The sequence below is a fragment of the Mycolicibacterium frederiksbergense genome (genome assembly GCF_012223425.1).
Taxonomy (GTDB): domain Bacteria; phylum Actinomycetota; class Actinomycetes; order Mycobacteriales; family Mycobacteriaceae; genus Mycobacterium; species Mycobacterium frederiksbergense.
Window position 1 is genome coordinate 98,531 of sequence record NZ_CP038798.1, and the last position, 19,111, is coordinate 117,641.

Sequence of the window (19,111 nt, forward strand, 5' to 3'; positions counted from 1 at the left end):
GATTCGGGGCTGCCCCCGCAGAACTCACGGTTCGCCGACAACAGACAGGCTCACTACACACCTCGGTCGTACTCGGCGAGCACCCTGTCAGCGATCCGAAACGCGGTATTGGCATCTGGGACGCCACAGGGAGGAATTGTCAATACCTGTGGATCGGGGTGTTTCAGGCGACCTCCGTTCCGGCGTGCTGACCGCCGTCTGAGGGCGATGTTGGCGGGGTGATGTCGGTGGGTCGTTCGAGCAGTCTGCCTTTATGGAAGACCGCGCCGGCGCGGACCAGGGCGACCAGGTGTGGGGCGTTGACGGCACGCCAGCGGGCCGCGGCGGCGTCGATGAGCTTGTAGGCCATCGCTAGTCCGGCCGCTCGTGATCCGGGCCCCTTGGTGACCTTGGTCCTCAAACGCACTGTGGCAAAGGTGGATTCGATCGGATTCGTCGTTCGCAGATGAATCCAATGTTCGGCCGGATACTTGTAGAATTCCAGCAGCACATCGAGGTCGTCGGTGATCTTAGCGACCGCCTTGGGATACTTCGCGCCGAAGTCGGCCTCGAAGGCCTTGACCGCGATCTGGGCCTTGTCGATATCCTCGGCGTTGTAGATCTCCTTGATCGCCGCCAGCGCCGACGGGTGCGCTGATTTCGGCAGTGCAGCAAGAACATTGGCCTGCTTATGAAACCAGCACCGCTGCTCTTTGGTGGCCGGGAAAACCTCGCGGACTGCTTTCCAGAACCCGAGCGCGCCATCGCCGATCGCGAGTACGGGGGCGGTCATGCCGCGGCGCTTGCAGTCGCGCAACAGATCGGCCCACGACTCGGCCGACTCGCGGTAGCCGTCGGTGATCGCCACGAGCTCCTTGCGGCCATCAGCACGCACGCCCAGCATCACCAGCAGACAGAGCTTTTCCTGGTCCAGCCGCACCTTGAGGTGAATGCCGTCGACCCACAGATACACGTAATCAGTGGCCGAGAGGTCGCGGGCCCCAAACGCGCGGGCCTCGTCTTGCCACTGCGCCGTGAGCCGGGTGATCGTGCTGGCCGACAGCCCAGCGCCGGAGCCGAGGAACTGCTCGAGGGCAGGGGTGAAATCGTTGCTCGACAGGCCGTGCAGGTACAGCAGCGGCAGTACCTCGCTCATCTGCGGCGACTTGCGCGCCCAGGCCGGCAGGATCGCCGAGGAGAACCGCTTGCGTTCACCGGTGTCGGGGTCGACACGGCGGTCGTTGACCCGCGGCGCTTTCACCTGCACCGCGCCGGCGGCGGTCAGCACCTCCCGGGGCTGGTGATAGCCGTTTCGCACCACCAACCGGTGACCGTTCTCGTCGAGTTGATCGGCGAACTGCGCCACGTAGGCGGCGACCTCGGCCTGCAACGCCGCGGCCAGCATCTGCCGGGCCCCGTCGCGGACGATCTCATCCAACAACGACCGACCAGCACCGCTGGCCTTGTCGTTGGCGTCCTCGGTGTCGTGAACTACGGTGAGCATGGGCGTACCTTCCCAACCAGCGCGCCAACGCCGGTCTTGATCGAATACCTGATTCCGTGAAGATCATCCCCGGGAAGGTGCGCCCATCTTCACGCCCCCACACCGAGGCTCATCCACAGGTATTGATCATTGCTCCGCCACAGTAGATGGCGGCCTGTAGCAGCAGCTCTTTGATCTCGCCGTTGGTCAGGCCGTTTCGGCGGGCCGCGCGCACATGCATCGCTAGCTCTTCGTGGTGACCTCGGGCGACCTGGCAATGTCAACTTGAAGTGGCCCCAGTGTGACGGCTAGTTTTGGCCCCCCCTTCGCGGTGCGTTGGGATTTTCTGGCGTTGAGGTGGCTAGCCCCAGAAGATGCCTGAGGGGTTGTGATCGATTTCGGTGAGCACATCGTGGATGTGCGGTGTGGGGTCGATCGTGTCGTAGCGGTGAAATTTGAGGTGTCGGTCTCGCCAGTACAGGGTCCAGGTGTTGGTGGTGGCGGTGTAGCGCAGTCGTGCGATCGGGAAACTGGTCCAGTCTGGACCGTAGTCTTCGCGCCACGGCGCTCGTCGTTCGACGATGGTGAGGTGCCGGGCAGCGACGTCGCATTCGACGCGGACTTGGTGACGCGCGTGTTCGGGCACTCTGGCCGCGCACCACTGTTGCACGCGTGCGATATCGAGTTCGGGTAGGGCCATTGGGTCACCACCGGGGCGTGTCGGTGGCGGCGGTCAGGGTGTCGTAGGCGGTGTCGAGTTGGCGTTGACGGCGGCGGTGGGGTTCATGATTGGACTCGGCAGCCAGAGCATCGATCAGGTCGTCGAGTTCGGCGGCGGTCATCGTGAGATGAAGCTCGCCGCCGTGGGCGCAGATCGCGAAAACCGCTCTCTGACAGTTGTTGTCGAGGAAGGGCAGGGTGCGCAGGGTCGCTGCGGTGTCAGCGTCGATGGGAATGTCGCGGCGCGGTTGGGCTGCGGTCAGTTGCTGGCGACGCAGATCGTAGATTGATGCTGCCCAGTTGCTGATGGTGCCGTCGTCGCCGCAGTGGCTGCATTGCCAGCCGATGGGTTGCTCAGCATCGCCGCGGACCACCGTGATGCGGCCCGGGCAGCGGCGGTTGGCGGGTCGGCGCCGACACGGCAGCGCGGTTTCCCACCGGGTGTGAGCGTCGCCGGCCGACGCTGCGGAAACGATGCCGCCCAGGTGCTCGGCGAGCGCACGGGCCGGCCCGGGGGTCTCGGGGCCCACGTCGAGGAAGTGCTGCAGATCGGCGACCAACATGACCTGGTCACTGTATCGGCTGCAGGCCGGCCAGAGGCGCGTGAGTTACTGCGCGGTGCTGGTGCGGCGGGTGCGGGCATGGGCGAGTCGGTAGGAGGTGGTGCCGGTTTCGATGATCTGCCCGGCGAAGGTCAACCGGTCGACGATGGCCGCACACAGTCGCGGGTCGGTGAAGGTCTTGGTCCACGCGGAAAACGGCTCGTTGGACGCGATCGCCACCGAGGCGCGTTCCTCGCGCTCGGTGAGCACCTGGAACAGCAACTCCGCACCGCGGCGGTCCAATTGCAGGTAGCCCAGCTCATCGATGAGCAGCAGATCCACCCGACCGTAGCGGGTGATCAACTTACTCAGGTGGGCCTCGTCGGCGGCCTCGACGAGTTCATTGACCAGCTTGCTGGCCAGGGTGTAGCGGACGCGGTAACCGGCTTCGGCGGCGGTGGTTCCCAACCCGATCAGCAGGTGAGTCTTGCCGGTCCCGGAGTCGCCGATCAAGCACAAGGGTTCACCGGCTTTGACCCAGGCGCAGGTCGCCAGGGTGCCGATGACTGCGGGGTTGATCGCGGGGTTGGCCTCAAAGCTGAACTCGTCAAGCCGCTTTGGCCGAGGGAACCCGGCGTCATGAATACGGCGCTGCGCCCGGCGGCGATCCCGGTCCTCGCATTCGGCGATCATCAGCTCCGATAAGAACCCCAGATAGGACTGCTGTTCACGTTCGGCCGCGGCGGCGATCTCGGCGAAGCGGTCACGGATGGTGGGCAGCCGCAACATCCGGGCGCCCTGTTCGATTGCCGCGACCGCGGCCTGATCGGTGACGGTGTGACGCGCGGTGGTGTTCATGAGCTCTGCTGCCCCAGCAGCGTGTCATAGGGGGCCACCGACGGCAACGGCCGCTCGTCGGCGATCAGGCGGTGCTCAGCGAGCCGGAGCACCTGGGCGCCCTCACCGCCGCCGGGTGGCGAACCGAGGCCGGCGCGCTGTTCGGCGGCCCGGCGGGCTTCCAGCGCCACCACATCGGCATTGACCGAGCCCACCGACAGCGCAGCGCTGATACCGGCCAGCACATCAGCGCGGTCGAGGTGACGGTGCAGCAGCAGGACTTCAACCAGCACACGGGTTCCGCCAGCATCCCCATGAACCCGCCGGGCTGCGGCCCACCACGCGTCATGTTCAGCGGTGAACAGTTTGGCCGCCCGCGCTTGAGCCAGTGCGGTGGCCCCCGGCAACGCACCGGGTTTGCGGGCCAGGATCTCCAGATAGTGGTCCAAGTCCAGCACCTTGGTGCCTTTGCCGACTGCCCGGGGATGACGTGCCACCACCGTGGTGCGGTCATAGACAGTGACATGCGACGCCGACAGTTTCACCCGCACACGATGCCCGATGAACCGGGCCGGCACCGAATACTGATTGCAGCGCACCATGATCTGGGCGTACCGATCCACCCGCGGAGTCAGCGTCAACGCCGTCTCAAACCCCTGATCGGCAACAGGCTGCAGGAACTGCCGCTCGGTTTCCCAGTCCTGGCCAACACTGTTGGCGCGGTTAGCGATCCGACGACGATCGTCGGCGTCGTCAGCAGCGGCCAAGAAGGCGTTGAGCTCGTCGATGGAGTCGACCACCGGCATCGGCACGCAGTGATTGCGGCGAAACCGGCCCCCTTCGCCTTCCACGCCGCCCTTTTCGTGGCTGCCGTCGTGACCGGGCTGGCAATACCACGCTTCAAAGCCGTAGTGCGAGCGGAACGCGATCCAGCGTTCATTCTCCTGACGGGACCGTCCGAACAACACCTGCTTGACCGCACTATTGAGATTGTCGTAACGGATCTTGTCGACCGGCACCCCGCCGAGGCGGTCGAACCCGTAAACGTGGCCCTCCAGAAACGCTTCCTGGCCCTGGGTGGCGAACGCCCGATGCGCTGCTCGCCCCGAGAACGACAACCGCATCGTAAACAGTGCGGTCTTGGTCTTCACCCCGGCCAGCATCACCCACAGATCGTGGAAGTCGACCTCGGCTTCAGCGCCGGGTCGGTAGGTCTGCGGCACAAATCCCGCCTCCAAGGCCCGGCCCGCCTCCGCAGCGATCTGTGGGCGACGTTTGCGGATGTGGTCGCGCACCGTCGAATACGACAACCCGGCAGCGTCATGCTCATCGACCAGCCGCGCCAACACCCGTCGCGCGGTATGGCGTTGCTTTTTCGGGGCATCCAGATCCGAACGCAGCATCTCATCGATGGCCGCCTTGAACGGCTCCAACCGCGGCGCCGCTCGCGGCCCGGTCTTGCGCGGCGGCGGCACCGCCGAATCCAACGCTTGGCGCACTGTGCGTCGATGCACCCGGTACTTATCTGCCAGCGCCCGGATCGACAAACCCTCAACCCGACGATCCCGGCGGATCGCTGCGAACTGCTCCACCCGTGTCCTCACCTTTCCAGCCACCAACCCTTCACCAGCGATCCGGGCCATCCGGAACCGCCTGTGATCACTGTCAGGTGGGGCCAATTCACGCCGTCATAACCGACGCGGCGTGTCGTCAAGGTGGGGCCAACTCAGACCGTCACAACAGCACACCCGCGACCACACAGGTGGGGCCACTTTCGACCGCCCACCCGGGGCCAAATCAGGCTGTCACAGCCACGCGAGCAGTGCGGTCAGCGTGATCAACGACCGGCTGCGACGATCCAGGCCTTGCCGGCTCCAGATGGTGCCCCACGCGTAGCGGGTGATCAACTCCTGAAAATCTGTGGTGAATTCGGTGGTGGACGCGACAGCGCGATCGACGTGCGCGTCACCGAGCACCTGACGCCGAATCGCCATGCCCGCGTCGTAGTCGGTCGGGGCGCAGACGGCGAGGTGGCCTAAGCCTCGATCCACCGGTGAGCTGTCGGTGTGAAGTCGATTTCGATTGTGTGCGTTGGGCCCGGGGTGTGCCGTGAGGTGGGTGTGTGTGATGGCCCGATCTCGGTATCGGCTTGTTCCTGTGGGTCTTTCGTCTCGTGCGGGCGGTTGGGGTTGCTCTGTTAGGCCAGCAGTGGCCGGTTTCGGCCAAACAGACTGTGGAACAGGGTGTTCCACGCGGTTTCCCAGGGCCAGTTGCGTGGCAGGTGCAGGGTCAGGCGTCGGGCCGAGGAGGCGATGCGTGCCGGCACGCTGATCAGGGTGCGGCGGATGGTGCCGGTGCGGGCTTTGGCCAGCGCTGGTCCGGTCAGGGTGGCCGCGGCGCGGGTGAGGTTGAACGCCATCGCTGCGCACACCAGCCAGGCGGCGTTGGCGCCGAATCGCCCCGAGGGCAGATGGGCCAGAGCAGAGTCTTTGAGGTCGGCGTGGACCTGCTCGATGAGCGCGTGGCCGCGGTGGGTCTTGTCGGCGGTGACGGTATCGAGGTCGGTGGTGGTGAAGAAGGCATGGAAGCGCCAGGTGTCGAACAGGGTGGTCTGCCCCTCGCCGCTGGCGGGGTTGAGGTCGGGGATGCGCCGCACCACCAGCCTGCCGGGGATCTGCTCGCTGGTTTTGCGGGAGCTGAACGCGGTGAAGTCGATCTCGGCGACCTCGGCGCGCGAGATCCAGCGCTGGGTGTTCTCGTCGTAGATCGCGTCGGTGTACTGGATCGAGATCCAGGCGTCCTCGGGTATGGCGGCGATGGCGGCTTTGACTTTTGGGTCCAGGCGCACGGTGATCGACACGTCGGCACCACCGCGCAGAGCAGCCGCCACGGTTGGGTAGCCGTAGAACGCCGAGTCGGCTCGCAGCAGCGGCCGGGTGGCTGCCGCCGAAGAGCGCAGTCGTGTCACGGTGGCCAGCGTGTCGCCGACGATGCGGGCAGCTCCACGTGCTGATCCGCAGGCGCCTTTGCGTAGGCGTTGGCCGCAGATGATCGGTGCACCATGCTCAGTGGTGAGCGTGGCGATCAGCGCATTTAACCCACGGACCCCGGAGTATCCGTAACCAGATCCCTGTTTGGTGTAGCCGTGCACTTCGATGATGGTGTCATCGAGATCAACACACACCGGACCGTCAACACCGGCCAGCACCGGAGTGCGTTCGTGCAGACCGGCCAGCAACCGCGCCGCCACGGCGTCGAGTTGGCGGACATGACCGAAGCTGAATTCGCGCAGGAACGATCCCAGCGTCGACGGGGCGTACGGGCGGTCGAACACGGTGCCCATCGCGCCGTGGCGCAGCAAGGCCATGTCATCGATGCTGTCAGCACCAGCTACCATGCCCGCGACCAGCGACAAGACTTTCGCCCCGGCGTTGGCGCCCTTGTCGGTCGGCACCGTGATGTGCTCATCAGCCAGGCTGCTCAACCCGCACTGATGAGCCAGAGCGGCCATCGGGACCAGCCCGGCACACGACACCAGATTGGGGTCATCAAAGCGGGCTGACGCCACAGGACGAGTGTGAGATAGTTGCATCTACGAGATGCCCTTCGTTCTGACCGAATGTGATCCTAGACAAATCCCATTCTTTCACCGCGACAGGGCATTTCGTTTTTACAACCCGCCCCAACTCCTATTCGATCGGTGGATCAAGGCTAAGCCGCCCGTATAGCTTGGTTGCTAATCGGGCGGTCAGCCATGAGATGTGCAACTGGAGGTCGTATGGGTGAGTGGCAGTCCGCCGAGGCCAGCGCCGATCCGGGGCCGGACACGCTGACCATTGAGGTTGGCGGTGCGACTCATACGGTGCGTCGCACCGACGGCGCAGTGACGATCGGGCGGGAACCGCCGGCACAGATCCTGCTCCGAGAATCGGGTATCTCGCGTGCTCACCTACGCATCCAGTACGACCAGGACCACTGGTCGGTGATCGACACCGCCAGCAGGAACGGCACTTACGTCAACGGTGTGCGGGTCGAGCACCTCGCCGTCACCGCCCCGGTGACGGTCAGGCTGGGTGACCCCAACGGCATCGCGGTGCACCTCGATCCGCGGCCGCCACTGGACGATGCACCACCCGCTGAGGCCACCGTGCCGGTGGAGGCTGAGGATGACGTGCACCCACTCGGAGCGACCTCCGAGAACGATGCAATTAGTCGCCTCGGCGGCGCGGTGGAGGAGCGCCGGGAGGAGCTGGGACTGTCGGTCAGCACCCTGATCGCCGGTGTGATGACCCATGAGGACTACGCACTGTTCACCGGTGGGCAGCTGTCGCCCGGCGATGACGTGCGAAGGGTTCTCGAGCAGCGGTTGGTGTGGCCCGAGGACACCGTCCACCGCGTTCTGGAGGGAGCCGAGGTCCCCGAGGAGGAGCTGACGGACCTGCTCTCCCCCACCGTTCAGGTGGCGGTGGCGCTGGATGCTGCCGAGGTTGAAGTGCGCACCATTCGCCACAAGGTCAACGAACTGCCCGACCCCCGCGACGAGCGGTTCGCTCGGACGGTGACGCCGCTGCTTACCCAGCTGCGCCGCCTCGATCATCTGGGCACCTCCGCGGCGCGAACCGCCCCCGGCCGCCCGGAGGTCCTCGCAGCATTGGCGGCGATCCGGGAAGCCCGGGCGGAGGTGGTGCTGTATGCCGGGCGGTCACCGGGGGCGAGTCTTGGCCAGCGGCTCGGCGCGGTGCGTGTGCGGGGGCGGTTGTCGGTCGCAGAGATCGCGACGGCGGCGGGAGTGACCACCGCCGACGTCGAATCCGTCGAACGGGAGGACCCCGCCTCGGTTGCGGTGCTTGACGCGCTGGAGCGATTCGTCGCAGCGGTCGGCACTCACCTCCGGGTCCTCGACTGAAACTGGCGCTCGGAGGGCCCCACCGGTGGCCATAAGATATGAGTCGCCCCAGCGTCTGTAATCGGTTTGCTGGGCTCAACCGGGGGTGGTCTGATGATGATGGCGCGACGGATGCTCGCTGTTCTCGCAACGGGTGTCGCCGTGCTCACGGCATGTTCGGCTCCGCTGCAAGGTGAGCCGAGGTCGGCGCTGTGGAATCCCGACTCCGTCGGCGGTTTGCCGCTGACCGACGGGCCCAGCGGCATCCGCCCCGACGCGCCCACGCCGGAAGGCAAGGTCGCCTACACCGACGACGGCCCCATCGACCGCATGGCGCTGCTCGCGGTCAACGACGTCGCCGAGTTCTGGCAGCAGAACTACAGCCCCACCTTGGAGGGCACCTTCGCCCCGGTCGAGAACTACGCCTCCTACGACTCCAACGACCCCAACTCACCCGAACTGTGCGGTCAACGCGGGTACAACGAACCCAACGCCTTCTTCTGCTACCCCCTGGACCTGATGGCCTGGGACCGCGGAGTGCTCCTGCCCATCGGCAGCAAGTACTTCGGTGACGTCACCGTCGCCGAGGTCATCGGCCACGAGTATGGCCACGCCGTGCAAAGGATGGCCGACCTCACCGACCGGTCCACCCCCACGCTGGTCTCCGAACAGCAGGCCGACTGCTTCGCCGGCACCTACATCCGGTGGGTCGCCGAAGGGAAGTCGAAGCGATTCGAACTCAACACCGGCGACGGGCTGACCAAGGTCCTCGCCGGCGTCTTGAGCAGCAAGGACCCCGTCTGGGACGAGGAACACCAGGACATGGTGACCGAAGGGCACGGCACCGCCCTGGACCGCATCACCGCATTCCAGATGGGTTTCATCGAAGGCGAATCATCCTGCGCGCGCATCGATCTCGACGAGATCGAAAAGCGCCGCGGTGACCTGCCCATCATCATGGCCACCGACTCCTCCGGAAACGAACAGACCGGCGAGATCGCGATCACCGAGAAGACACTCACCACCCTCGTCGACCAGCTCAACAAGCAGTTCTCACCAAAGACGCCGCCGACACTGTCGATCACACCACCCGCGCAGCCCTGCCCGGACGCCAAGCCCACCCTCGGCGCCTCGTACTGCCCCGCCACCAACACCATCACCGCCGATCTGGCGGCGCTGCAGACGCTCGGGGCGGTCGGAGACATCAAACAGGGCGTTCTCGTGCAAGGCAACAACACCGCCCTGTCGGTGGTGATCTCACGGTATGTCCTTGCCCTGCAACATGAACGCAACGTCTCCCTGGACAACGCCGCCGCCAGTCTGCGCACCGCATGCCTGACCGGTCTGGCCCAACGCAACATGGTCGACGCTCCGCCTCCAAGCCTCACCTTGACCGCTGGGGACATGGACGAGGCCGTCGCGGGTCTGCTCAACAACGGCTTGGCCGCCAGCGACGTCAACGGCAACACCGTCCCCGCCGGCTTCAGCCGCGTGATGGCCTTCCGCTCCGGACTCCTCGACCAGGACCGCGATGCCTGCTACGGCAGATTCCCGTGAACCGCAACACATCCCACGATGAGGTGATGCGGTGACGGAGGATGCTGACCAGCCCCAGCGCGACGACGCTTCCCGCGAGGGTGTGTTCGCAATGGACCCCGACAAGACGCTTCGACTACTGGCCCGCCAGATGGTCACCGGCCAACAGAACATCGCCGACATGTCGCGCGCAGCGGCAAGGCTTCGCGCCGACCCCGACGCGATGGCCCTGCCCGACACCGTCGACTTGCTCGCACAGTTCGACGCCCATCATCAGCAGTGGTTTACCGAAACACTTCCGGCGCTTGCGGCGTCGATGAAGCTGGCGTGCGAGGTCTACGACACCTTTGGTCCTGGAATGACCACGATCGAGGACCCCCTCGATGCAGCAATCTTTAACAACAAATACTTCGCCTGGGCGTCGGAGCTCACTCCCCGACCTCCCCAATGACCGCTCCCCCGCACCCGACAGAACGGAGCCTCGCGTGACGAGCTACCCACCCCGCCCCGGCGACCCCGGATGGGTCGACCCCGACGCCCCCACGGGTCTCGCTCCCCAGCAGAAGCGGCCACAACCGCGTGGCCCTCAGCAGCCGCCGGCTTCCCCGCCGCCACAACAACACCCGCAGTGGCCAGGCCAGTCGGGACAGGCACCACCGCCGCAACAACCCCCGCAGTGGCCAGGCCAGTCGGGGCAAGCGCCGCCGCAGGGGCAGTGGTCGCCCCAACCGCCGCCGCAGCATCAGCAGCCATGGCCAGGTCCGCCCGGCCCTGGTGGTCCCTATGGCGGTTTTCCCGGTCCAGGTGGTGCTCGCCCGTCGAAGGATCGCAAGCCGCTGATCATCGGTGTGGCCGCGGCCGTGGTGGTGGCCATCGTGGTCGTGATCGGCGTCGTCTCCTTGTCCGGGAACGGAACCGACGGTGGAGGCGACAAGAGTGGGCCGGACAGCAGCCTGTCGGCGAGTGACACCGCCAAGGCCTACCTCGAAGCGCTCAGCAGCGGTGACGCCGCCAAGGCCCTGTCCTTCGGCCTCGCCCAGCCGTCCACCACCGAACTGCTGACCGACGACATCCTGCGCAAGCAGAACGCCAAGATGCCCATCTCCAACATCCGGATCCTCGACGAGGACAAGGCACTTGCCGGGATCGGGCAAACCACCGTCCATGTCGCGGTCAACTTCGGACAGGTCGTCGACGACGCCAAGATCGACCTCAAACAGGACAGCGACCAGGTCTGGAAGCTGGAGACCGCCGCGATAAAGATCGACTTTCTTTCCAAGCCCGACAAGGGCAGCGCGGAGGAGACCGTGACCATCTTCGGCAAGGACTTCAAGAACGGGGCGCTGTACGTCTTTCCGGGCTATCTAGACGTCGCCAGCAGCAACGAGTACCTCACGGTCACCTCCGAACCCGTGTTGCTCGAAGGGCTTCGGACGTACATGTCGACGAGCTTGGACCCGGAGATCAAGTTCAACGACGAGGGACGTCAGGCGATCCAGCAGCAGCTGGTCGCCGCGTTCGCCAACTGCCAGGGCTCGAATCTTTTGGCCCCGCCGAACTGCCCCACGAAGGTGGGCTTCTCCGACGCCGTAGACGGGACGGTGAACTGGGGACCCGCGGATCTCTCCGAGGTCAACATCGGCGACTTGTCGCCGTGGGACATGACCGTGCTCCTGTCGGGGAAGGCCAAGATCCCGCTGAGCTACCGGACGACGTCCGGTGACACCAAGCAGGGCACGGCAAATGCCTATATCGGCGGTGCGGCCGACGTCAGCAAGACACCGCCGGCCCTTAACCTTCGCTGACCGCCTCCCTGAATCCTGACTGGGTGCGATTCCCATGGAGCTCTTCGTGATTGGCTACGTGCCGTGGCGCAACGGTGGGTCAGATCCGACGGGGGACGTGTCGCCGAACCACTGCGCAGCGTTGAAAGTGTGGCATGAGCAATGACTACTGAGAACGTGCGCGATCTCCGCTGGACGTTGGAATCGGTGGTGCGGTCAGTCGGCAGAACCGGCGAGGAGGTCGTCATCCTCGACAAGGATGGCCAGACGGAGCTGGCCGTGATCATCAGCATGGCCGACTACGAACGGTGGAAGATCCAGACTGATCCGCCGGCCCCCTAGGGGGAACACTCCTGGGCGTTGGGCTGTCGACTAATCGCCACATCGGTGCCGGTGCTGGTGATGTCGGGGTGAACGGTCACGACGTAGACGTCGTCGGCCTGCGTTCCCCAGCTCCACAGGACCAGCTCGCTCTCGTTGATCTCCCCGCAGAAGGGGCGCCCGTCATAGTTGGAATCGACGGGAAGCTGCTCCCGGAGGTAGGTCACGGTCTCTGCGAACGGCAGCGGCAGCTCCCAGTCTTCGCGGCTGGGGTTGGTCGAATTATCTTGGGCGATAGAACCTCTCGGCAGGGTGAGACCGGCCCACACGTCTGACTGTGGTGGCGGACCGGCGGGGGGTGGTGTCGGGGTCGAGGTAGTCGTCTCGAGCTGGCTGGAGTCGCGGTTGGCGTTACCCGAACACCGAGCCACAGGGCCCTCGTATTGATCCTCGGCGATCAGCTGGCCGTTGGCGACGATGCTGCACGACAACCTCTTCAACATGCTGTCTGGCGAGCCAGTCACCGACACGAACTTGTCGGTGCCCTTGACGGTGAACGTCGTGCGCCAGGGAAAGCTGACACCGTCGATCGTCTCTGGGTCGGATTTGTCCCCGCGGTCGATTTCGACGCGGCCAGTCGGCGCGGTCCCCGTGACCTCCATGGTCACGGTCACCTCGCGCGAGTCTCGCCACCGGTCGATCAAGACGCTCCCAGCCCCGGCGAGGAAGGGCAGCATGATGATCACCAGGACGCCGAACCCGAGCATCCACGGCCATACCAGGCGCTTTCGCATGCGCACCGGCGGCGGGGGCGGCGGCGGCCATGGCGGTGGCACCTGAGGATAGGGCTGCCAATACGTCACGATGACACCTCGTTAGCGTGCGCTGTAGCGCTGACCACCATGTGCCCGTCCCCCGCCCCGAGCGACCCGGTGGGTCGCGCTCATCCCTATTTCCAGCGTAATGCGGACGGTGATCCCGCCAGCGCGGCAAATCTCAGTGGAAAAGGGCTAAGAAAATAGTGGGGCGTACCAAATACCGTACGTATTAACGTACTGGCGATGCTATGGTCGGCTCATGCGGATAGATCAGAATCGGCTTGTCCCGTCGACCCAGGCGCGGACCACGTTGCCCGCCCTACTCGACGCAGCTCACGACGGTCGCATCGCACACATACTCCGCGACGGCGCGGTCGCCGCCCACCTCATTCCGGCAGACCTCCTTGTCGTCACCGGCAATGTCGAAGCAGCCCTCAACTATTCGGTTGCGAGGCACAACGCCGCATGGATGGCCGACCGGGTCGAGGAAGTTGGGTATCGCCATGCTGGTGACGACATCGGGCGAATCTTGGCGTGGACGTGGGAATGCCGCGAAGACACCGCGGTGACCTGGTTCGGCACGTACGTCGAAGCGCTTGTCGAGATCCTGTCGTCGCGGGCCATTGCGCGGCCGAGTTTCACCTCCGTCTGGTGGGCTCTGACAGTGGCGTTGCGCGGTTTCATGCTCGACGGCGCCATCGATGACTACGAGGCTGCCATTCGAGAACGCCTCTCGGATCTTGGCCACGGGGGCCTATTCGGCGCCGCCGAGCTCGCCGGCCAAGAAGTCCTACGCTCCAGCGAAGATCCCTGGCCGCACACTCCACCGTTCGGTGGCGGATGGGCCAAGAAACGGTGGGGCGACCTCAGCTCATCGGTCGACGGATCGCGAGATCTCTTCGTGCCGAACTCAACGCACGGATATGCCTACGGCTCCGACGACGACTGGCTGCGTGTCGAGGCTGTCGACGTCACCCATGGGAGAACGGGCACGGCGTCCCTGCGATCCGCCGATGGCGGCCAGGTCGTGACCGACATCTCCGCCGGGCTGTGGACCCCGTATCGCACCGAGAAGCCATGGCGCTGGGGCATTTAACTGCTAGAATGGTCCGCAACCGCCGCGGATCGCTCGGCGGGAACCCTGCGCTCCAGAAGTCCACGGCTTCCGGAAAATCCAGGGCCACGCCCCACGGGCGATGCGGCAACCACCTATTGAGCCAGCAGCGCCCCGGCGACCGTGGAACGCCACACCGGCGCTGCTCGTCAATAGGAGGTCGTCATCATGGCACCCCACGAACAACCCAAACCTCGTAACAACGCACGCAAAGCGGCGGCCCGGGCACTCCAAAAGCAAAACCCCGGGATGAGCTACATGCAGGCCCTCAGGAAAGTTACCGAAACCGACATTGGTGCAGAGGCGTCCACTCCCCTGCACATCCGGAGTCTGCTCAACATTTCCTCGGCTGAGGACATCGCCGCCCGTCACCGCGACGCAACCCGCAACATGACTGTGCCGGTGGGGATAAGCGCCAGCGGGGACACCGCCACACTGAACATCGCCCACGCGGCCGTGCACCCCGAAGGGGTGGGCCCCCACGGCGCAATCACGGGGCCCGGAGCGCTCGACTCCGCCCTGACCCTCGCTCTAGCGCTGCGAGCCAACAACGGGGCCGAGCGTGTCCAGGTGGCATTCGCCGGCCCCGAGGGCCAATGTCGCACGGCTGCGCCCGCCGTCGACCAGGTGGTGGCAACGCCGTGGCATGAGTGGTTGCGCGCTGAACTCACCCGGCGCTTGGAGATCGCCCACGCCGCGCAGGTCACGAATGTGTATGACCTCGAAGATGTTCCGAGCCTGGTTGTCCTTCTAGCAGCTGATGGTGGCCACGTCACCCCCGCCGAGGAGGTGGCGGCCATGGCACACGCCGTTCGTACCGGGCGGTCCTTGGGCGTGCACGTCATTCTCATCTCCCCGGACCCCATCATCTGGCGACGCCATTCCGCGGTCACAGGCAACCTGACTTTCCACGTGACCCTCGGCGATGGCAGCGGTCGTCATGTCGCCAGCGCCGACACATTCGATGCTGGCCAATTCACCTTCAGCCCTGCGCAACTCGGCGGCGGTGAGCTGGCCGGCTGGATCACCACGGTGAGACAGGCGTCTTAGCGATCGTCCCCACCGACGTCGGTGACAGGCTGTTCGGCGATGGCCCCGCGCACGGCCGGGTGTCGGTCGAAACGTAAGTGCTTCGGCTACGGCGTGTGTAGACGATCGCCTACACATGCTGTAGACTATAGGCAACATAAAGAATCGTAATGCGTTGAGCCTGAGGGGAGTTCATATGTCGCTGGAGGACATGAAGGCATCGTTGGTCTGGTGTGTCGAAAATGGGGAGCCGTTCACTCCGGCGGCCCGCAGTGCGCTCATCGAGGCCTACAAAACGGCTAACCATGCCACGGTCGCCGAAAGGATCGGCGTGATGACCAACGTGTTGATCGCACGGCTGCGTGCGTCTGCGGAGGTGGTCACCGGCGTCGACAAGGTGCGAGTTGGTGACCTCATTCTCGAATTAGACGGCGATGTAACCTCTTTGGTGGTTCGGCGCGAATTTGGTCCGCTCTACGAGGGGGGCCCGAAATGCCTTGGCATCCATGGCTGGACGCCCCCGCGTGAATACAACCTCTGGGAGAACACCGACATCGAATACCCCGAGCGCACCCAGATGGTGCTGCTTCGTGCGGTGCCTCCGTCCAGTAACTAGCCGAGGCCGTCGAAGGCGGCCGCCGGTTGGAGCGCTGCGGTTAGCTCGGCGCACCGGCCGGGCGTTGGCGGGCACGCTGGTATGCCGCGCGGTATTCGTCGGCGGTGACGTCGAGGGCGGCTGCGAGCGCGGCGGCGTTGGCGTCCGAGAGCGGGTATTCGCCGCGCTCTATGCGCTGGAGGATTGCGGTGGCGATGTGGACGTTGGCGGCAAGTTGGGGCTGGGTGAGTCCGCTCATGACGCGCCAGTCTCCGGGGTAGCGCTGAGCCGGGGCGATCAGGACGACGGCGTCGATTGGAGCTTTCAACACGGCCATGACCGTGGCGAGGATGTCGACTTGCGGTGTGCGGGTTCCGGCTTCCCAGTGGTGGATGGTGCTCAGTGAGGCGCCCGAGAGTCGAGCGAGGTCGCTGACGCTGATTCCCCTGCTGTGACGCAGTGCGGTGAAGGCGTGTCGGTCAAAGCCGTTCAGGACGCGGCGGGTCATGCGGCGACCGTGCGGATGGTTCTCATTGGGAAACAGAGTCATGCCCCCACGACCGTAATGTGTATTGAGAGACCTTTAGCGCCGTTGTATAGCGGAGTATCATATCGTAGACTTTCGCAGGTCGAAGGTGCTGGCCGGGGGGCTTGCACTGGCGTTTCGACGCTTTCCGTTTCGCAATCCTCACCCCCCTCCGCCCGTGTGCCCTTGGAGGCTCTTATGGACCTGTCCGCCCGCTCCTACTTCACCGCTGGCATCGCGTTGACCGCTGCCACCGCCATTGCCCTGACTCCCGTTGTCGTTTCGCCCGGCAACGGTCACCATGTCCCGGTGCCGTACGTGTCGGTCGCGGAAATCCAGCTCGCGGCCGCGATCAACCCGGCCGACGTGGTCGCCCTGGTGGGCAATCTCAACGCCGCCATGGGCTCGGTCACCTCCACCGTGTCGTCCCTGGTCGACGGTTCCGGCCAGACCCTGGCGGAGGCGTTGAATTCCGCGTCTGGGCTGAACAACTCACTGTGGGACGGCCTGATTCGCGCGGCCGGGGCCAGCCCCACACTCGCATCGGTGATGATCGCGCTCAAGGCGGCCTCTGCTGGTGGGCTGTCGCAGCTCGCGGGGTCGGTCGCCGCTTCCGGAGACACCATCGCCTTGTCCAGCGGGCAAGTGGCCGGCGTGCTGACCTCCACCGTCACCGGGTCCTTGGGTTCGGCCTTGCAGGCGGTCACCAGCATCGTCAACGATCCGCTGTCCGCGGCGAGCTATCTGGGGCTGCTGACGACACCGTTCGGCATCGCCGGTATGGCCCTGGAGGGAGGCATCAGCGCGGCGGCAGCTCTGGGCACCGGTGGCGTCGAGGTGGCCAGCACGTTGGTCACCGGCGTGACCGCGCAGATCGGCAACGCTCTGGCGCTGGTGAACGGTGTTCTCGACGCCGGCAAGTCGCTGACCGACATCGCCCTGATCGACGGGACGCTGACCGCGGTCCAGGGCATCGTGTCCGCGCCCGTCAGTGCCGCCCTGGCGGGTGTCAACGGCATCACCGGTGCCGTCGCCAAGGTCGCGAAGTTCTCGCTGGGCGCGGTGGCTGGGGGCGCCAACGGGGTGGTGTCGACGTGGCTGGGCGACGCCTCGTCCACCGGTGCCTTGGCGAAGGCTCTCGTGGCGATCGGTTCGGCGCCGCTGAGCCCGGCGAGCTACACCGAGGCGATCGGGGTTCTCGTCGGTGCTGGCTTCTCGACGGTGAAGACGGTGACGGGCACGGTCAGCTCGTTCGCGTCGCTGCCGTTCCGGGTCGGCGCGGACCTCACCAACACCGGCGCCGCGGTGATCACCTCGTTCACCTACGGGTTGGCGGACGTGGCCAGCGGCCTGCTGCACGCGGCCGGTATGTCGCCGCTGATTTCGGGTCTGCCTCGAGTGTTGGCCACCGCGGTGTCCGGAGCGGTGAAGGTGGCCGCATTCACCACCGCGGCTGCGCTGAACACGATCGCGACAGCGATCGACTTCGGTCAGGCCGTCGGCGGGATCTTCGACGCTCGGACGTCGGTACTGTCCGCGGCCGCGGCGAGCCCGGCGGCGCTTCCGACAGCAGGGCCGGGCACCGCATTGGTCAGCACCTCAACCGACGTCGGTGACGCCGAGGTCACAGCCAAGGCGGCAGCATCACCCGGCGCTACTAAGCACGCCAGCCCCACCGAGGAGGCCGTCGCGACCACCGCGACCACGTCAGCGTCAGTCGACGCCGAGCCCGTCTCCACCGCCGCCGAGCCCGCCGCCGAAGCGACGTCGCCCGAGCGGACACCCAGCACCGCCGGAGCGACCGACGTCGGTGACGAGCTGCCCGCCCTGGCCGTGAAGAACAGCGAGACCGGCAAGGCCGACGAACAGACGACTCGATCACCCGCCGGTAGCGGGGCCGCCACGTCCAAGGTCGACGACAAGGCCGCGACCGGGAAGGCCGGTGGCAGCGGCGAGGCGTCCGACACGGCCACCGACGCACCTGCCAAGGGCGCTACTGCGCCCAAGGTGGACAGGGAGGCGACCACCACGGGCACGGGGCGTCACGCGGCGAGCGGCACGCGTTCAGACGGCAACACCACCGACGGATCGGGTTCCGCGTCGTACGGTCGACACGCCTCCGGCGCGACGGCATCGGAGTCGTCGACCGCCGGCGGACGGCATCGCAGCGGCGCCACGGCATCGTCGGGGGAGAATGCACCGTCCGGGTCGACGGGCGGATCCGCGTCACAGTCGACCGGTGGGCAACGCGCGGCGGCCTAGCTGTGGCTTCGTGTTGTTGGCCTCGACGGTTAGTCGTCGCTCGCCACGATCAACGCCACCCGCCCCGTATCGCTGTTGATCGCTGATGGCGGTATGACGTTCTCGCCCATAGCCTTCAACTCGTCAGTCGTCACTGGCCACCACCAGCGCGAGCTCACCAACGGCGCGGTCGACGATGACGAATTCGTGAAAGCCGTCGCTGCCGACGATCTCGCCCCAGTCGTGCTGAGCGGTCGCACGAATGTCGGGCAGTTGGTAGATCGCCGTGGCCCGCCGGAGGCGGCTGTTGACCTCGCGGTTCACGGCCTCGCGATCGGCGTCATGCCAGCGCACATAGAACTCAGCCCAGTTGCGGATCAGTGCCTCCGCCGCCGCCGAGTCGGCGACGGTGAAGGTCTGCGGGGTGATCGCGCGCAACCAGTACGGACCGTGCTTGTCGACTACGTCCCAGGGGCCGGCGTAGCTGTCGAGGTACTGCCCGTGGGCGATCATGGCCGCCAATGCGCTCTGATCGTCGACTGCGGCGCCCAGCGTGAACACCTTGACGCTCACCCATTGCCGCGTCACCGGCGGATTGATGAAGATTTCGCCCTGGTACACCAACTGTCCCGCCGACGATGGCGTCACGGTCATCTCCCCCATAGCTGGCACCTTCCGTTATCGCTGATGTCGGGCACCGC

At 65.8% G+C, this 19,111-nt stretch carries 18 protein-coding genes and 2 pseudogenes; 9 read left to right on the plus strand and 11 right to left on the minus strand.

The genetic code is table 11. The features are described from left to right. Nucleotides 1-163: 163 nt before the first annotated feature. The 8 genes and pseudogenes from EXE63_RS02275 to EXE63_RS02310 form a co-directional block, all read right to left on the minus strand. Nucleotides 164-1,483 (minus strand): IS256 family transposase, encoded by a 1,320-nt coding sequence (locus EXE63_RS02275; RefSeq protein WP_011727856.1) that lies wholly within the window; start codon nucleotides 1,481-1,483, stop codon nucleotides 164-166. Nucleotides 1,484-1,592: 109 nt separating this feature from the next. Next, nucleotides 1,593-1,733 (minus strand): annotated as a pseudogene (locus EXE63_RS32755) (carboxymuconolactone decarboxylase family protein); the annotation flags it as partial. Nucleotides 1,734-1,823: 90 nt separating this feature from the next. Beyond that, complete coding sequence (locus tag EXE63_RS02285) at nucleotides 1,824-2,162, minus strand: DUF3024 domain-containing protein (protein WP_062887574.1); 339 nt, start codon at nucleotides 2,160-2,162, stop codon at nucleotides 1,824-1,826. A 4-nt stretch (nucleotides 2,163-2,166) separates the two neighbouring features. After that, nucleotides 2,167-2,745 carry a hypothetical protein gene (locus tag EXE63_RS02290; protein WP_062895398.1) on the minus strand — a complete coding sequence of 193 codons (579 nt, stop codon included), beginning with the start codon at nucleotides 2,743-2,745 and terminating at the stop codon, nucleotides 2,167-2,169. 45 nt (nucleotides 2,746-2,790) lie between these two features. After that, a complete protein-coding gene (istB, locus tag EXE63_RS02295) occupies nucleotides 2,791-3,582 on the minus strand; it encodes an IS21-like element helper ATPase IstB (RefSeq protein ID WP_062895396.1) in 792 nt (263 codons plus the stop codon). After that, the gene (gene istA, locus EXE63_RS02300) at nucleotides 3,579-5,165 is read right to left on the minus strand and encodes an IS21 family transposase (protein WP_062887208.1); all 1,587 of its coding nucleotides are present in this window, start codon (nucleotides 5,163-5,165) and stop codon (nucleotides 3,579-3,581) included. The genes istB and istA overlap by 4 nt, the downstream gene beginning before the upstream one ends. Nucleotides 5,166-5,375: 210 nt before the next feature. After that, nucleotides 5,376-5,567 (minus strand): annotated as a pseudogene (locus tag EXE63_RS02305) (carboxymuconolactone decarboxylase family protein); the annotation flags it as partial. Nucleotides 5,568-5,758: 191 nt separating this feature from the next. After that, complete coding sequence (locus EXE63_RS02310) at nucleotides 5,759-7,153, minus strand: IS1380 family transposase (RefSeq protein WP_099961824.1); 1,395 nt, start codon at nucleotides 7,151-7,153, stop codon at nucleotides 5,759-5,761. 186 nt (nucleotides 7,154-7,339) lie between these two features. Between EXE63_RS02310 and EXE63_RS02315 the strand changes: the two genes are divergently transcribed. The 5 genes from EXE63_RS02315 to EXE63_RS02335 all read left to right on the plus strand — a co-directional run bounded on the left by EXE63_RS02315 (nucleotide 7,340) and on the right by EXE63_RS02335 (nucleotide 12,108). Beyond that, a complete protein-coding gene (locus EXE63_RS02315; RefSeq protein ID WP_168140598.1) occupies nucleotides 7,340-8,467 on the plus strand; it encodes an FHA domain-containing protein in 1,128 nt (375 codons plus the stop codon). 111 nt (nucleotides 8,468-8,578) lie between these two features. After that, nucleotides 8,579-10,003 carry a neutral zinc metallopeptidase gene (locus EXE63_RS02320; RefSeq protein ID WP_272955787.1) on the plus strand — a complete coding sequence of 475 codons (1,425 nt, stop codon included), beginning with the start codon at nucleotides 8,579-8,581 and terminating at the stop codon, nucleotides 10,001-10,003. A gap of 31 nt (nucleotides 10,004-10,034) precedes the next feature. Next, entirely contained in the window at nucleotides 10,035-10,433 is a 399-nt protein-coding gene (locus tag EXE63_RS02325) for a hypothetical protein (protein WP_168140600.1), read from the plus strand. Nucleotides 10,434-10,830: 397 nt separating this feature from the next. Then, complete coding sequence (locus EXE63_RS02330) at nucleotides 10,831-11,787, plus strand: hypothetical protein (RefSeq protein WP_168140601.1); 957 nt, start codon at nucleotides 10,831-10,833, stop codon at nucleotides 11,785-11,787. Between the two features lie 141 nt (nucleotides 11,788-11,928). Then, the gene (locus tag EXE63_RS02335; RefSeq protein ID WP_168140602.1) at nucleotides 11,929-12,108 is read left to right on the plus strand and encodes a type II toxin-antitoxin system prevent-host-death family antitoxin; all 180 of its coding nucleotides are present in this window, start codon (nucleotides 11,929-11,931) and stop codon (nucleotides 12,106-12,108) included. Here EXE63_RS02335 and EXE63_RS02340 read toward each other — a convergent pair. After that, on the minus strand, nucleotides 12,105-12,854 hold the full coding sequence (locus EXE63_RS02340; RefSeq protein ID WP_168140603.1) for an MmpS family transport accessory protein: 750 nt from the start codon (nucleotides 12,852-12,854) through the stop codon (nucleotides 12,105-12,107). The two genes, EXE63_RS02335 and EXE63_RS02340, sit on opposite strands and share 4 nt — an antisense overlap. 310 nt (nucleotides 12,855-13,164) lie before the next feature. Between EXE63_RS02340 and EXE63_RS02345 the strand changes: the two genes are divergently transcribed. The 3 genes from EXE63_RS02345 (at nucleotide 13,165) to EXE63_RS02355 (ending at nucleotide 15,664) form a co-directional block, all read left to right on the plus strand. Further along, on the plus strand, nucleotides 13,165-14,001 hold the full coding sequence (locus EXE63_RS02345) for a hypothetical protein (RefSeq protein ID WP_168140604.1): 837 nt from the start codon (nucleotides 13,165-13,167) through the stop codon (nucleotides 13,999-14,001). A 267-nt stretch (nucleotides 14,002-14,268) separates the two neighbouring features. Next, nucleotides 14,269-15,069, plus strand: coding sequence for a hypothetical protein (locus EXE63_RS02350; RefSeq protein ID WP_168140605.1), 801 nt, complete (start codon nucleotides 14,269-14,271; stop codon nucleotides 15,067-15,069). Between the two features lie 175 nt (nucleotides 15,070-15,244). Beyond that, nucleotides 15,245-15,664, plus strand: coding sequence for a hypothetical protein (locus tag EXE63_RS02355; protein WP_168140606.1), 420 nt, complete (start codon nucleotides 15,245-15,247; stop codon nucleotides 15,662-15,664). 40 nt (nucleotides 15,665-15,704) lie between these two features. On the opposite strand, the gene EXE63_RS02360 is transcribed toward EXE63_RS02355, so the two are convergent. Further along, nucleotides 15,705-16,151 (minus strand): helix-turn-helix domain-containing protein, encoded by a 447-nt coding sequence (locus EXE63_RS02360; protein WP_234904148.1) that lies wholly within the window; start codon nucleotides 16,149-16,151, stop codon nucleotides 15,705-15,707. A 216-nt stretch (nucleotides 16,152-16,367) separates the two neighbouring features. Here EXE63_RS02360 and EXE63_RS02365 point away from each other — a divergent pair, with 216 nt between their 5' ends. Continuing rightward, nucleotides 16,368-18,431, plus strand: coding sequence for a hypothetical protein (locus tag EXE63_RS02365; RefSeq protein ID WP_209999715.1), 2,064 nt, complete (start codon nucleotides 16,368-16,370; stop codon nucleotides 18,429-18,431). Between the two features lie 123 nt (nucleotides 18,432-18,554). Here EXE63_RS02365 and EXE63_RS02370 read toward each other — a convergent pair whose 3' ends face one another. Beyond that, entirely contained in the window at nucleotides 18,555-19,073 is a 519-nt protein-coding gene (locus EXE63_RS02370; protein WP_168140608.1) for a hypothetical protein, read from the minus strand. Nucleotides 19,074-19,111: the final 38 nt, after the last annotated feature.